The 13,161-nt window shown below is 71.5% G+C and carries 13 protein-coding genes; 7 read left to right on the top strand and 6 right to left on the bottom strand.

Going from position 1 to position 13,161, the window contains the following annotated elements:
* Positions 1-44: 44 nt before the first annotated feature.
* Both VFW66_11435 and VFW66_11430 read right to left on the bottom strand, forming a co-directional pair.
* Positions 45-989 (bottom strand): WYL domain-containing protein, encoded by a 945-nt coding sequence (locus tag VFW66_11435; GenBank protein HEX5387307.1) that lies wholly within the window; start codon positions 987-989, stop codon positions 45-47.
* On the bottom strand, positions 986-2,128 hold the full coding sequence (locus tag VFW66_11430; protein ID HEX5387306.1) for a WYL domain-containing protein: 1,143 nt from the start codon (positions 2,126-2,128) through the stop codon (positions 986-988). The genes VFW66_11435 and VFW66_11430 overlap by 4 nt, the downstream gene beginning before the upstream one ends.
* Before the next feature lie 532 nt (positions 2,129-2,660).
* On the opposite strand from VFW66_11430, the gene VFW66_11425 reads away from it, so the two are divergent.
* Complete coding sequence (locus VFW66_11425) at positions 2,661-3,263, top strand: HD domain-containing protein (GenBank protein HEX5387305.1); 603 nt, start codon at positions 2,661-2,663, stop codon at positions 3,261-3,263.
* The gene (locus VFW66_11420; protein HEX5387304.1) at positions 3,247-5,976 is read left to right on the top strand and encodes a M1 family aminopeptidase; all 2,730 of its coding nucleotides are present in this window, start codon (positions 3,247-3,249) and stop codon (positions 5,974-5,976) included. Before VFW66_11425 ends, VFW66_11420 begins: the two co-directional genes overlap by 17 nt.
* Here the strand turns inward: VFW66_11420 and VFW66_11415 are convergent.
* Both VFW66_11415 and VFW66_11410 read right to left on the bottom strand, forming a co-directional pair.
* The gene (locus VFW66_11415) at positions 5,900-7,366 is read right to left on the bottom strand and encodes a lipase maturation factor family protein (GenBank protein ID HEX5387303.1); all 1,467 of its coding nucleotides are present in this window, start codon (positions 7,364-7,366) and stop codon (positions 5,900-5,902) included. The two genes, VFW66_11420 and VFW66_11415, sit on opposite strands and share 77 nt — an antisense overlap.
* Positions 7,363-8,817, bottom strand: coding sequence for an NAD(P)/FAD-dependent oxidoreductase (locus VFW66_11410; protein HEX5387302.1), 1,455 nt, complete (start codon positions 8,815-8,817; stop codon positions 7,363-7,365). The genes VFW66_11415 and VFW66_11410 overlap by 4 nt, the downstream gene beginning before the upstream one ends.
* Positions 8,818-8,957: 140 nt before the next feature.
* Between VFW66_11410 and VFW66_11405 the strand changes: the two genes are divergently transcribed.
* From VFW66_11405 to VFW66_11395, 3 genes are all read left to right on the top strand, one after another.
* Positions 8,958-9,458: a Uma2 family endonuclease gene (locus tag VFW66_11405; GenBank protein ID HEX5387301.1), complete on the top strand. Its 501-nt coding sequence runs from the start codon at positions 8,958-8,960 to the stop codon at positions 9,456-9,458.
* 14 nt (positions 9,459-9,472) lie between these two features.
* Complete coding sequence (locus VFW66_11400; protein ID HEX5387300.1) at positions 9,473-9,859, top strand: TM2 domain-containing protein; 387 nt, start codon at positions 9,473-9,475, stop codon at positions 9,857-9,859.
* Positions 9,860-10,021: 162 nt separating this feature from the next.
* Complete coding sequence (locus VFW66_11395) at positions 10,022-10,624, top strand: hypothetical protein (GenBank protein HEX5387299.1); 603 nt, start codon at positions 10,022-10,024, stop codon at positions 10,622-10,624.
* A gap of 119 nt (positions 10,625-10,743) precedes the next feature.
* Here VFW66_11395 and VFW66_11390 read toward each other — a convergent pair whose 3' ends face one another.
* Positions 10,744-11,280 carry a DoxX family protein gene (locus VFW66_11390; protein HEX5387298.1) on the bottom strand — a complete coding sequence of 179 codons (537 nt, stop codon included), beginning with the start codon at positions 11,278-11,280 and terminating at the stop codon, positions 10,744-10,746.
* A 26-nt stretch (positions 11,281-11,306) separates the two neighbouring features.
* Complete coding sequence (locus VFW66_11385; protein HEX5387297.1) at positions 11,307-12,155, bottom strand: SDR family oxidoreductase; 849 nt, start codon at positions 12,153-12,155, stop codon at positions 11,307-11,309.
* 88 nt (positions 12,156-12,243) lie between these two features.
* Between VFW66_11385 and VFW66_11380 the strand changes: the two genes are divergently transcribed.
* Both VFW66_11380 and VFW66_11375 read left to right on the top strand, forming a co-directional pair.
* The gene (locus VFW66_11380; GenBank protein ID HEX5387296.1) at positions 12,244-12,696 is read left to right on the top strand and encodes a metalloregulator ArsR/SmtB family transcription factor; all 453 of its coding nucleotides are present in this window, start codon (positions 12,244-12,246) and stop codon (positions 12,694-12,696) included.
* A complete protein-coding gene (locus VFW66_11375) occupies positions 12,588-13,046 on the top strand; it encodes an SRPBCC domain-containing protein (protein HEX5387295.1) in 459 nt (152 codons plus the stop codon). Before VFW66_11380 ends, VFW66_11375 begins: the two co-directional genes overlap by 109 nt.
* Positions 13,047-13,161: the final 115 nt, after the last annotated feature.

The following is a 13,161-nucleotide window of genomic DNA, read 5'->3' as shown; positions in this document are numbered from 1 at the left end:
CGGAGTGATGATTCTCCGACGCCGCCACTAGCCGCCGCATCCGATCAGATTTCCCTCAGCCGCCTTCGCACCGCCTCCCGCGCATGCTCCGGCGCCAGCACCTCGGCGTCGGCGCCGTACTGCAGCACGTGCCGCACCAGCCAGTGCTCGTCGGCCAGCGGGTGCTCCAGCGTGAGCGACCCATCCGCGTCGAGCGGCTTCCGCTCCCGCTCGGCGACCCAGCGCGCCACCGCCGGCCCGTAGCGCACCCGGGCCGACTCCGCCGGCTCGCCGTGGAACACCCGGCCGTCGCGCAGGACGTCCGCCACTGAAAAATCCTTCGGCACGCGACAGCGCTCGGCCAGTTGCTCGACCTCCTCGATCCGATCCAGCCGGAACACCCGGATGCCTTCGCTTCGCTCGCAGTGCGCGACGAGATACCAGGCGCCGCTGGCGAGCACCGGCGCGTAGGGACGGACGACGCGCCGAGTGCTCTCGCCGGCGCCGCTCGCACGATACCGGACGGCGAGTTTCCGCCCCGCACGAATCGCACGGCGCACCGCGCCGAGCGTCGCGGCGTCGGCTTCGGCGCCGGTCGAGGCAACCCGCTCCGCCACGTGGGATCCGTCGCTCGGGAGCTTCGCGAGAACGGTGCGGAGTCGAGCCCGCGCCCGGTGGATCGCCGCGTGCTCGTCGGGCGGGCGCTCGGCGCGCAACATCGCGAGGCCCAGCTCGAGCGCGGCGAGCTCGGCCATCGTGAGCCGCATGGGGCGCAGGAAATGGTCGGATCGGACCGATACCGCATCCCGCTCCAGGAAGATCTGCACGCCCTCGACGAAACCGCCGGGGTCGTCGTATCGCTCGACCAGCGCGTCGAGATCGCGCAGCAGCGTCTCCCGATCCACGCCGAGCCGTTTGGCGACGACGTCCACCTTGTGCTCGCGCCCGTCGGCCAGCTCGGGCACGAGCTGGAGCACGCGCCGGAGCTGCGCGGCGGCGTTGCCGCTCATCGTGCGCCTCCGTGCGCCGCGAGCGCGGCATCGGCGAGCGCATGATACGCCTCGACGAGCTCCGGCGGAGAAACGGGCGCGACCTCGCCGGCGAACGAGAGCAGCCAGCGGGCGAAGCTGTCGAGCCGCCGCACGGAAAACCTGCGCCGGCTGGGCGAGTCGGCCACCGGCTCGCCCAGCCGCCGCGCCGCGTACGCCGGGCCGCTCGCGCCGCGAAACTCCACCACGGCATCGAGCGCGGCGGCGTCGCCCAGCTCCCAGGCCTGCCGCGAACGCGCGTGCTCCCGGAGGCTGAAGCCGGCGGGGACGTCGTAGTCGGGCGTGCCGGGCTGCGCCGAGTTCACCGTCACCCGGTGGATCCGGCTCACGCGGAAATTCTTCACCAGATCCGAACTCGAGTCGCGCGCGGCGAGATACCAGTGGTGGCCCAGGAAGAAGAGGCCGAATGGCTCGACCTCGCGCTCGCGCACGGCGTCGGGGCCGATCGCGTAGTACTCGATGGTCGTGCGCTTCCGCCGGCGGAGCGCGTCGTCGAGCGCTTCGAGCGTCGCGCCGGCCGCGGCGAGCCCCACGCGCACCGCCGCGCTTTCGCGGACGCTCGTGGACGACTCGGCCGCCGGCGCCGCAGCATCCACCGGCAGATCGAACGCGAGCTTCCGCATCGCGGAGGCCGCGAGCTCGACGAGCATGGGGTCGCCCAGCGCCGCGACTCCACGCGCCGCCTCGGCCACCGCCTCCAACTCGTCGGCGTCGAACGTCAGCTCGGCGAGCGCGCGGTAGCCGTAGCGGTCCACTCGGCGCGGAGGCGTCGCGCGCCTTTCACCCATGAGCGTGAGGTAGGGGAGGTAGAACTGATCGGCCTTGAGTCGATATCCCACGACCTCGCCGCCGGCGTCGGAGATGGTGGCGATCGGAATGCCGAAGGCGCGCAGCTCGTCCTTGTCGCGCTCGAACGTGCGGCGGAGCGCCCCGCGCGACGGCGCGTGCTGATACGCCGGCACGTCGCGCACCAGCTCCTCGAGCGGCGCCGCGCCGTGCCGGCGAAGGAGCGCCGCAAGGAGGTCGATCCAGCGCTGGAGTTTGGAGCCGGTGGCCGCGCGGGCGCGGCGCGGCCCCGGCGTGCGAGACCCTCGACCCATGCTGTGCTCGCGATGCGGAGGCCGCAAGTTATCCAGTGCGCCGCGCGTGTGCACCCCCTTGCCGCGGCCGCCGCCCGTCATTTCCCGGTCCCATCGGCTCGGCTACCGGTTCGCGGCGCGCGAGTTACCGGTGCGGGTCGAGTTACCGGTGCCGGTGAGGATGGAGACCGGCGCGCCGAGACCAAAGCGGCAGCGGGCCGGGGCGCTCATAGGATCTGCGGGGAGCGTGCCGGTCCAGTGCGAGCCGCGCGGCCCGAGATAGAACGCGCGCCACGTCCCGGCGCCCGCACTGCATGTGCGATTGAACGCCGCGACGGGCCCGCTCAACACTGCGACGATGCCCGGTGCGCAGCAGCCGATCCGTGGGCCGCTCCCGCCGGGCCCTCCGGGACCGCGCTCACTCGGTTCGGCGGATCGGCGCAACGCCCGAACGACAAAGACCAGCACCGGCAGCAGCAGACGAGGCCAAGCGGGATCGGTCATGCAGTCTCCTGGCGTCGGGGGCGCGCCCGCCAGCCCATGGTGAGCCGGCATCCAGACAATACTCCGGCGCTATGACAGTTTATCTTGCGCCCATCCCCAAGGAGGCCCCATTCCGGATCTCGCCCGGCTGCTCGACGCCCTCGAGTTCGCGGCCAGCAAGCACCGCGCCCAGCGCCGGAAGGACAGCGCCGCATCGCCCTACATCAACCACCCGGTCGCGGTGGCGAACGTGATCGCCACCCGCGGTGACGTCACCGATCTCGCGACGCTCATCGCGGCGGTCCTGCACGACACGGTGGAGGACACCGCCACCACGTTTGCCGAGCTGGAGCGCCGCTTCGGCCCGGAGGTACGCGGACTCGTGGCCGAGGTGACCGACGATAAGCAGTTGCTCAAGGCGGAGCGCAAGCGGCTCCAGGTGGCGCACGCGGCCGGCGCGTCGGCCAAAGCGAAGGTGATCAAGCTGGGCGACAAGATCTGCAACGTGCTCGACGTGACGTTGTCGCCGCCGCCCGACTGGAGCACCGAGCGGCGGCTCGAGTATCTCGACTGGACCGAGCAGGTGATCGCGGGCTGCCGCGGGGTGAACCCGGGCCTCGAGGCGTATTACGACCAGGTGCTCGCCGAGGGGCGGCGTGCGCTGGCGGGGTAACGGGGCGGGCGCAGCGCTCGCGCTGCTGCTCGCCGCTTCAGCGCCGCTCTCCGCGCAGACTCCGCGCGCATTACCGGCGGCGCATTCCGGCGCGGACGAGCTGATGGGCCCCGGCATCTCCCACGCGCTCGCCGAGCGCCGTGCCCGCGCCATTGCTGACGTGCGCTACGATCTTGCGCTCGACGTGACCGCGCTCGACAGCGCGGTGGGACGGGTGACGGTGCGCTTTCGGCGCGTGGACGCAAACGCGAATGCCGGCCCCGCCGCCGACCGCGCTGTCATCCTCGATTTCCGCGGTCGCCGGCTCACGAGCGCCACCGCCAACGGCCAGCCGCTCCCGCCCGGCGCCGCGAACGGCGCCCACATCCGCGTGCCCGCGCGGCTCCTTGTGCCGGATGCCAACGTGCTCGAGTTCGGATTCGTCGCCGACATCGCGCCGAGCGGTGCGCCGATCATCCGGAACCACGACGCCACCGACGGGAGCGACTATCTCTACACGCTCCTCGTCCCCGCCGATGCCAACCAGCTCTTCCCCTGCTTCGACCAGCCCGACCTCAAGGGCCGCGTGCGGCTCACGCTCACCGCGCCGGCCGCGTGGAGCGTCGTCGCCAACGGATCGGCCGCTGCGGCGGACTCGGCGGCGGGCCGCGCGGTCGTCACCACCCGCTTCGACGAGACGCTGCCGATCAGCACCTACCTGATCGCGTTCGCCGCCGGCCCCTGGCACCGCGCCACTTCGGTGCACCGCGGCCGCACCATCCACGCCTACGTCCGCCGCTCGCGCGCCAGGGAGGCCGACCTCGACACCTTGCTCGCCCAGAACCAGCGCGCGCTCGACTGGCTCGAGCGCTACTTCGGGCGGCGCTTTCCGTTCGAGAAGTTCGATTTCGTGCTCGCACCCGCGTTTCCATTCGGCGGGATGGAGCACCCCGGCGCCGTCTTCTACAACGAGGACCGCTTCATCTTCCGCGAGCGCCCCACGCTGCCGCGGCGGCTCGCGCGGTTCGCCACCGTGCTGCACGAGTGCGCCCACCAGTGGTTCGGTGATCTCGTGACGATGCGCTGGTTCGACGATCTCTGGCTCAAGGAGGGCTTCGCCACCTTCATGGCGACCAAAGCTCTCGCCGACCTCGACCCCGCCGCCGACGCGTGGAAGACATTCTACCTCGGCAACAAGCCGCCCGCGTACGCGGTGGACGAAACCCGCGGCACCCGCCCGCTCTGGCAGTCGCTCGACAACCTCGACCAGGCCAAGAGCAACTACGGCGCGATCGTGTACAACAAGGCGCCGTCGGTGCTCGCCCAGCTCGAGTACCTCGTAGGCGGCGAAGCGTTCCGCACCGGCGTGCGCCGGTTCCTGGCGCAACACGCGTACGCCAACGCCACCTGGCAGGAGCTGCTCGGCGCCATCGGCCGCGCCGCGCGGCGGCCGCTCGACGAATTCGGCAAGAACTTCATGCTCCGGCCCGGCATGCCGGTGGTGGAGCAGCGGCTCGAGATGCGCGGCGGCCGGATCGAGCGACTGACACTCGTGCAGCACCCCGCGCAGGCGCTCTCGGGCCCGGCACCCTGGACCGAGCGCACCGATGTGATTCTGGTGTACCGGGGCCGGCCGACGCTCCGCATGCCGGTCGAGCTCAAGGGACACCTCACCGAGGTCACGGCCGCGCGCGGGCACGCCGCGCCGCTCTTCGTCTTCGCCAACGCGCGGGACCACGGCTACTTCCTGCTTCTTCTCGACAGCGCCAGCGTGCGCGCGCTCGAGGGCGGCGCGCTGGGCGACGTGCACGACGCGTTTCTGCGCGCGATGCTCTGGGGCGCACTCTGGAACCAGGTGCGCGCCGGACGGATGGCACCGGAGCGCTTCGTGCGCATGGCACTCCGCGAATTCCCGCGCGAGCGCGACGAGCAGATCGCGCCGTTCGTGCTGGCGCGGCTCGGGCGTGCCGTCAGCGCGTACCTCACCGGCGACGAGCGGGCGCGGGTACAGCCCGAGGTGGAGCGCGTGCTCTGGCGCGGCGCCGGCAACCGGGCGAGCGCGTACGGCGTGCGCAAGGCTGATCTCGACGCTTTCATCGACCTCGCCACGACGCCCGAGGCCGTGGCGCGCCTCGACACCATCTTTGCCGCCGACTCCGCCGCCGGCGCGCCGGTCAAGGACCCGACCCGTTGGGATGTCGTCACCCGCCTGCTCGAGCTCGGCGCACCGGAGGCCGATTCGCGCCTCACGGCCGAGCAGGCGCGCGACACCACGCCCGACGGCCGCCGCCGCGCGTTCATCGCCGGCGCCGGCCGGCCGAGCGCGGAGGTGAAGCGCGAGTACTTCACCCGCTACTTTGCCGACAGCACGCTCAACGAGGCGTGGGCCTCAGGCAGCCTCGGGCCGTTCAACGCCATCGAGCACCAGGCGCTCACGTTGCCGTACTTGCGGCCCGCGCTCGACTCGCTGCCATTCATCCAGACCCACCGCCGGATCTTCTTCCTCGAGAGCTGGATCGCCGCTTTCCTGGGCGGCCAGACCGGCGAGCCCGCGCTCGATGCGGTGCACGGCTACCTGGCCGATACTCCCGATCTCGCGGACGATTTGCGCCGGAAGGTCTTGCAGTACGAGGACGAGCTGGCGCGGACGGTGCGGCTCAGGGGGCAAACAGGGGCCCCAACGCCTCCCGCGCCCACCACGCCCCGGTCCGCCGCCTCTCCTCGGCCGTACTGAACCGGTACTCGTAGCCCACCACCCGCACGTAGCGCGGCGGCGCGTCCGGAAATGGATTGCGGCCGAGCAGCGCCAGCACCTCCGGCGTGCCGGCGCGCAGGCGATCCAGCAGCGTGCTGAGCCAGCCCGCGCTCCCCCTCGGATCGAGCGCCGCGAACCACATCTGCCAGTCGAGCCTCGGCTGGTGCGGCGCCACGAAACTCGGCCGGCGGTCGAGCGGGCCCGGCTTGTAGCGGAACACATACTCCGACCAATGCTCGTCGTCGTTGCTGCCTTCGATGACGAGCTCGGGGCGCTCCGTCGTCATCACGCGGAAAAGTCCGTAGCCGTTCACGGCGCGGAACGGCGCGACGACGCCGAGCGCCTGACCGGCCCAGCGCGGGAAGTAGCCGACGGCGCGCCCGCGCGGCACCGTGTAAGCGATCTCCCGCGCAAAGCTCAGGAAGCTCAAACCGAGCAGCGCCGGCGCCACGAACGCGATCACGAATCGCCGCGCCTCCGACTCGCGCTCCGGCGCCGCGATCCGCACCGGCAGCCATCGCGAGAGGGTCGCGTCGTCCAGCGCGGGCACGAGGAGGACGACCGCGAGCAGGTTGAAGAACCCGTAGTTGCCGGTGGCGGCGATGCCGAGCTGCAGGAGCACGAGCGCCGAGGCGCCGGCGAGCCGCACCCGCCGGAGCCGCGCTGGCGCCAGGAGCAGCCAGGGCGCAATCACCTCCACCGCGACCGAGCCCGCCGTCATTGCCCGCAGCACGCCGTCCGGCAGCTTGGCCGCGTACCACCCGAGCCAGGTCGGGAGCGGCTGGGTGAAGAAGTGGTACTCGAGCGCGGTCGCGTGCCGCCACGTCGGGTCGCCGCTCAGGAGCTTGGTGATTCCCGACAGAAACAGGAGCTTCACGACGAGCAACACGAGCACCCAGCGCACGAGCGGCGACGGCATGCGCCGCGTCGCGAGCGGCAGCCAATTGCCCGGCGCCCAGAGCACGGCGAGGAGACCGGCCTCCAGCAGCAGCGCGTCCCACTGGAAGCCAAGGAAATCCTGGCCCGCGATGGTGAGTGATAGATAGAGCACCCAGAGCACCGCGAGGGTGACGAGCGGCGCCACGTCGAGGATCACGAGGAGCGAGAGCCCCGCTCCCGCCCAGGCCACCCCGCGGAGCGCGGCATCGCTTGCGCCGAACCAGAAGATGGTGGGCAGCATCTGGTGGACGTCGGGCCCGTAGATCGATCGCGCCCACTGGAGGAATTGCGCCGCGGGCAGCAATCCGTGCGCGCCGACCAGTCCCACGATCTGCACCGCGAGCGAGGCGAACGCTACCAGGTAGACGAGGCCCAGCAGCCGAAGGAAGAGCCAGCGCGAGAGAACGTACGTGGGTGCGGCGGCGCTCACCCGCCGAGCACCCCGCGGAGCGCCGAGCGCGCGGCGTACCAGCCGCAGAGCCCGTGCACGCCGGCGCCGGGCGGCGTCGACGCGGAGCAGAGCAGGATCGCGGGATCCGGCGTGCGATACGGATCGAGCCGCACCACGGGACGGAAGAAGAGCTGGCTCAACTCCGCGCTTCCGCCCCCGATGTCGCCGCCGATGTAGTTGGCGTCGTAGGCATGAAGATCGGCGGGGCCGGTGCGATGGATCTCGAGGATGCGGTCGCGGAAGCCCGGCGCGAAGCGCTCGATCTGCGCGATCATGCGGTCGGTCATGTCCACCGTCGAGCCGTTCGGCACGTGGCAGTAGGCCCACGCCGTGTGCCGCCCCGCCGGCGCGCGCGACGGATCGAAGAGCGACTGCTGCGCCACCAGCACGAACGGCCGTTGCGGCACCCGTCCCGCCGCCACCTCCGCCTCGCCCGCCTCGATCTCCTCGAGCGTCCCGCCCACGTGCACCGTGCCGGCGCGGAGCACCTGCGCATCCCGCCAGGGAATCGGCCCGTCGAGGGCGACGTCGATCTTGAACGCGCCGGGCCCGTAGCGATAGCGGCGGAGCTGGCCCATGTACGCCCGCCCACCCGCCCGCCGCGCGAGCCGCTCACTCGCCATCTCGAGCACCTGGCGCGGCGTCACGTCGAGCAGCGCCGCGCGGTGCGCCGGCAGCGCGTCGAGCGTGGTGACGGGGCAGTTGAACGCGATCTTGCCACCCAGCTCCACGAGGCAGGAGGCGAGCGCGCCGGTGAGCCGCCCCGCGCCGCCGGCCACGATGGGCCAGCCCACCGTATGCGCGCTCGCAAGGAAGATGAGCCCGAAGGTGCCGGTGCCGGCGGCCGAAAGATCGAGCATCGAGTGCGCGCCGCAGCCGGCCAGGAGCGCGCGCGCCGCAGGCGTCCCGAACCGGCGCGCGATCGTCGTCACCGGCAGCATGGCGCGAAGCCCGAACTGCGCCGCGGCCAGCAGCTTGCGCGGGCCCACACAAGGAATGCGAAGCGGGCCGGTCAGCTCGTTGATGATGAGGTGCCAGTTCCGCACCGTCGGGCCCACCAGGTCGAGATAGGCATTGGCGTCGGGGCCCAGGCGGCGGGCGGTCTCGTACAGGTCGTGCGTGAGGAGGGCCGCGCCGTCGTCGAGCGGATGGGCGAGCGGGACGTCCGGTTCGATCCACCGGAGCCCGTGGCGCGCGAGCGGCAGCGAGAGGAAGAACGGCGACGCGCGCCCGATGGGATACACCGCGCTGCACACGTCATGGACGAACCCCGGCAGCGTAAGCTCGGCTGAGCGGCAGCCGCCGCCCACGGTAGGTGCCGCCTCGACGAGCTGCACGGAGCGGCCCGCGCGGGCGAGCGCGATGGCGGCGCTCAGGCCGTTGGGCCCGGCGCCCACCACCACCGCGTCAAGTCGCTCGCGTCCGGGCATGGCGGAACGGTAGACCGGTGAGGCAGGCGGCTCAAGCGGCCGGGAATCGGCGCCGCGTCGCATCGGAACGGTCCGGTACCGGTGGCAGGGCCGCGTAGCGTGTCGGATGGGTTACTGCCAACCGCATTGCCAACCGCGACGTGAGGGACTCAGATTATGGGCATGCCCGAGCCCGTCACCGACTGGACAGCCGAGTGGACGCACGACTACGCTGTGTCGGCGCTTTCGCGGCGGATCGGTTCGTATGTCGATGCACAAGGATTCGGCGTCCTACTCTTCGCCCCCGCCGACATCAGTTCGACCCGCATACCCTGGTGCAGCCAGACGTTTTCGTGACGCCGCTCGTCGAGGGCCGCCGACCACGAGATTGGGCGGACATTCGCACGCTGCTTCTCGCTATCGAGGTGTTGGCGCCCGGCACCGCCCGGGCCGACCGGCGGCTCAAGCGCCGCGCCTACCAGCGGCATGGCATTCTCGAATACTGGATCGTCGACCTCGATGCCCGCCTGATCGAGCGCTGGCGCCCCGACGACGAGCGCCCCGAGGTTCTGGGCGAGCGCCTCGCATGGCATCCCGTCCCCCACCTGCCCCAGCTCGAGCTCGACCTCCCCGAGCTCTTCACCGAGGTGCTCGACCGTTGACCCAGCCCCTGCCCATGGCGAACGAACCCTCGGAGAAATCCCGCGGCGTCGCCCTCGCGCTGGCGGTGCTCCTCGGCCCCTTCGGCGCGCACCGGTTCTACGCCGGCCGCGCCGAGAGCGGCGCGCTCATGGCGTGCACCCTTGGCGGGCTCGGCATCTGGTGGCTCTACGACGTGGTGATCGTGAGCGCCGGCGAGCTGCGCGACGCCGAGGGCCGGCGGATCACCGAGTGGGAGACGCAGGCGCCCGAGCGCCGCGCCGAGCTTTCCGCCGACGCGCTGGCCGAGCTGCACGCGCTCCGCACCGAAGTAGCGGAGCTGGCCGAGCGGATGGACTTCACCGAGCGCCTGCTTTCATCGCGCGCACCGGACGAGACCCGCCGCGTGGCGCCGCCCGGCTGAGCCCCGGCGATTGGCCTCTCCGCGGGTGAGGCCGCTCACCGCCCTTCAAGTCCCCCACCGGTACAGTTACGGCTGCACGACCCCGGGGCGCCCGGTGCGCGAGCCCGCGCACGATGCTCGACGCAGCGGCGTCACCCGACACAGGTGATCTGAGGAGGACGAATGCGAGCGCAATCAACCGCTGTTCTGGCCGCCACCGCACTGTGGATCGGCGGCCTGGCATGCGCGGGCAACAGAGCGGGGGCCGAAACCAGCACGGCGGCCACCGATAGCACCACGACGACCGTAACCGACACCGGCATGGTGTCCGATACGGCCAGAGCGGTGACGAACGACACCGGCATGGCTTCGATGAGCGATACCGGCATGACGCGAAGCCAGGACACTACCTCGGCCAACGCGAGAACCAACGCGGGCGTGTCGGACACCGCGGTGACGAACCAGACCAAGTCCGGCGTGACCAACACCGACAGCGGCACGTCGACCCTGGGCCCGGGCGCCACGAGGACCCGGCCCGACCAGGGGCAGCCGGTCACCTCGAAGGGCGACACCATCGGCCACGTTCCCGCGGCCGAGCACGTGGGGGACAGCTCATCTTACGGCCAGCAGCCGGGGGCCGCGGCGCAGGATACCTCGCGGATGAGTGGGCAGAGCGCGACCGACACATCGTCGATGCAGTCGCCGAGCGATTCAAGCAGCACGAACCAGAGCTCGCCGTCGTATAGCGATTCGACCGGGTCGTCCAGCGACTCCAGCTCGTTCTGAGTCGTTCCGGTAGCGCGCTTCGGTATGCGCGACGCCGGATGTGAGAAGCCCGCGGGCCACGAGCCCGCGGGCTTTTCCTCGTCGCTTGCCGAGCGCGACGTGCGCCGCCGGCGCGCCGTCTATCGCCTCGCCGACGCCGCCGGGCCGCGGCTCCGCCGCCCGAGCACTACCCCGGCTCCGATGAGCGCCACGATCAGTACCACCGCCGTGAGCTCCGCCGTCTCGAAGAAGCTCAAGCCCAGGAGCCCATCGAGCGAATACGCGCCCGGGCCTGTGGTCGCGAGTACGAGACCGCCCGCGCAGTAGAGCAGGGCGACTTCGATGCCGCCATCGGTCGCGAAGAAGCCATGGCCCAGATTCTGGCTCATCGCGACCAGCATGACGGCCAGCATGATTGCCGGCCCGATCGGCCCGAACAGTCCGAGGGCCGTGAGCAAGCCGCCGACGAATTCGCCGAGGCCTGCCATCCTGGCCATCTGGCGGCCCGGATAGAACCCGGCCGACTCGAGAAAGTTGGCGGTGCCGGCGAGCCCGGCGCCCCCGAACCAGCCGAACAGCTTCTGCGCGCCGTGGGCGGCGAGCCCCAAGCCCAGCACGAGCCGGGCGATCAGCAGGCCAAGGTGGAGCATGCCGAAGCTCGGGATGTATGCAGGCATGAGTATTCCTCCGGGCGGAGAGGTGGTTAGTGAGGCACCGCGGCCTCGGTCCGGTCCCACAGCTCGCGGGCCAGTGGCGCGTCCTCGGCCAGCGGATTCGACCGGGCCTCGCCGCGTTTGTCGTAATAGCGCCCGGACGCGCTGGCGAGCTCCGGCGCGGTCGCGCAGTAGAGCTGGGTGCGCGCACCCTTCTCGTTCGAGGTGAGGAAGAGCTTGAGCAGCCACCGCGCCGGCAACGGGAGCGCGCGCCAGATGTTCGACGCGACGGCGCCCGGGTGAAGCGCGTAGGTGGTCACCCGCGTGCCGTGCAGCCGGCGCGCCAGCTCCTTCGCATGTAACACGTTCATGAGCTTGGTGGCGCCGTAGGCCGGGAAGCCGCTCCGCACGGGCTCCTTGCGGCGCTCCAGCATCGTCCAGTCGAGTCCCTTTACGCCCAGATGGGCCGCGCTCGAGACGTTCACGATCCGCCCCTGCGGCGCCTCGCGCAGCCTCGGCAGGAGCAGGTTGGTGAAGAGGAACGGGCCGATGTGATTGGTGGCGTAGGTGAGATCGAAGCCGTCGGCCGAAAGCGCGCGGGTGCCGGCCACGCCGGCGTTGTTCATCAGTACGTCGAGCCGCGCGCCGCTCGCGAGAAACGACTCGGCGGCGCGGCGCACGGAGGAGAGGTCGGAGACGTCGACCTGGAGAAAGCGCGCATCGGCGCCGGGGTTCCGCGCGCGGATCGCGTGGAGCACCGGGCGGGTGCGCTCCTCGGAGCGCCCGGCGAGCACGACGGCTCCGCCGCGCGCGGCGAGCGCCTTGACGGTGGCGCGGCCGAGGCCGGAGTTGGCGCCGGTGACGAGGAAAGTGCGGCCTGCAAGATCGGTGGCGGTCATGGCAGCTCCGCCGATTATGCGCCCTCCGGAACATGAGCGGAAGGGTGCGGCCCTTGACGGTCCGTGCGCCCGCACTATACTAAACCACATGGTTTACCATCAAACGGCGCTCGATCGCACCTTCGCCGCCCTGGCCGACCCGACGCGGCGCGCCATCGTGGCGCGGCTCAGCCGGGGCGAGGCGGCCATCGGCGATCTCGCGCGCCCGTTCGCCATGTCGCTGCCGGCCGTTTCCAAGCACATCCGGGTGCTGGAGCGCGCGGGGCTGGCGAGCGTCCGGCGCGAGGGCCGGCGGCGGCGGTGCCGCCTCGTTGCCGCCCCGCTCCACGGCGCGGCCGACTGGGTGGAGCAGTACCGGCGGTTCTGGGAGGGACAGCTCGATCAACTCGCTCGCTATCTGGACGACGAAACCTCAACGGAAAAGGAAGGCCCATGGCAGCCACGGCCGAGCGGCAATCGTCGCACAAGCTCGAAGTCCGGCACACCTACGCGCAACCGCCGGAGCGGCTCTTCCGCGCGTGGACCACGCCGAACGACCTGAAGCGCTGGCACGCGCCCAGGGATCTCGTCGTGAGCCTGGCGGAGCTCGATGTGCGTGTGGGCGGGCGCTACCGGATTCACATGCGCCAACCCGACGGCACCGAGCACCGCGTGAGCGGCGAGTACACGATCGTGAACCCGCCGCGGAGGCTGGCGTTCACCTGGGAATGGGAGCAGAGCGACCGCGCGAGCCTCGTGACCATCGACTTCCTGCCGTGGGGCACCGGTGGCACCGAGCTGGTGCTCACGCACGAGGACTTCCCGACGGACACGGAGCGGAACAACCACGAGCACGGGTGGAGCTCGATCGCGGAGAAGCTGGCGGGCGCCCTGGCCGACGGGGGGAGGTAAGCCGGCTCTAAGCCGCGCGGAACTGCTCGAACCGCTCGGCCAGGTAGTCGTGGTTGGGGCGGAGCGGTGCGGATCGGGGGACGCTGATCAGCTGGCCGTGCATCGCCTGCAAGCC

It is taken from the genome of Gemmatimonadales bacterium, assembly GCA_036279355.1.
Classification (GTDB): domain Bacteria; phylum Gemmatimonadota; class Gemmatimonadetes; order Gemmatimonadales; family GWC2-71-9; genus DASQPE01.
This window is presented reverse-complemented; position numbering and strand designations above follow the sequence as displayed.

Coding starts and splice junctions, on each gene's coding strand:
- VFW66_11430 (HEX5387306.1), bottom strand. CDS start 2,128: ATGGGTCGAGGGTCTCGCACGCCGGGGCCGCGCCGCGCCCGCGCGGCC.
- VFW66_11400 (HEX5387300.1), top strand. CDS start 9,473: ATGGCGAACGAACCCTCGGAGAAATCCCGCGGCGTCGCCCTCGCGCTG.
- VFW66_11410 (HEX5387302.1), bottom strand. CDS start 8,817: ATGCCCGGACGCGAGCGACTTGACGCGGTGGTGGTGGGCGCCGGGCCC.
- VFW66_11435 (HEX5387307.1), bottom strand. CDS start 989: ATGAGCGGCAACGCCGCCGCGCAGCTCCGGCGCGTGCTCCAGCTCGTG.
- VFW66_11375 (HEX5387295.1), top strand. CDS start 12,588: ATGGCAGCCACGGCCGAGCGGCAATCGTCGCACAAGCTCGAAGTCCGG.
- VFW66_11385 (HEX5387297.1), bottom strand. CDS start 12,155: ATGACCGCCACCGATCTTGCAGGCCGCACTTTCCTCGTCACCGGCGCC.
- VFW66_11390 (HEX5387298.1), bottom strand. CDS start 11,280: ATGCCTGCATACATCCCGAGCTTCGGCATGCTCCACCTTGGCCTGCTG.
- VFW66_11380 (HEX5387296.1), top strand. CDS start 12,244: ATGGTTTACCATCAAACGGCGCTCGATCGCACCTTCGCCGCCCTGGCC.
- VFW66_11395 (HEX5387299.1), top strand. CDS start 10,022: ATGCGAGCGCAATCAACCGCTGTTCTGGCCGCCACCGCACTGTGGATC.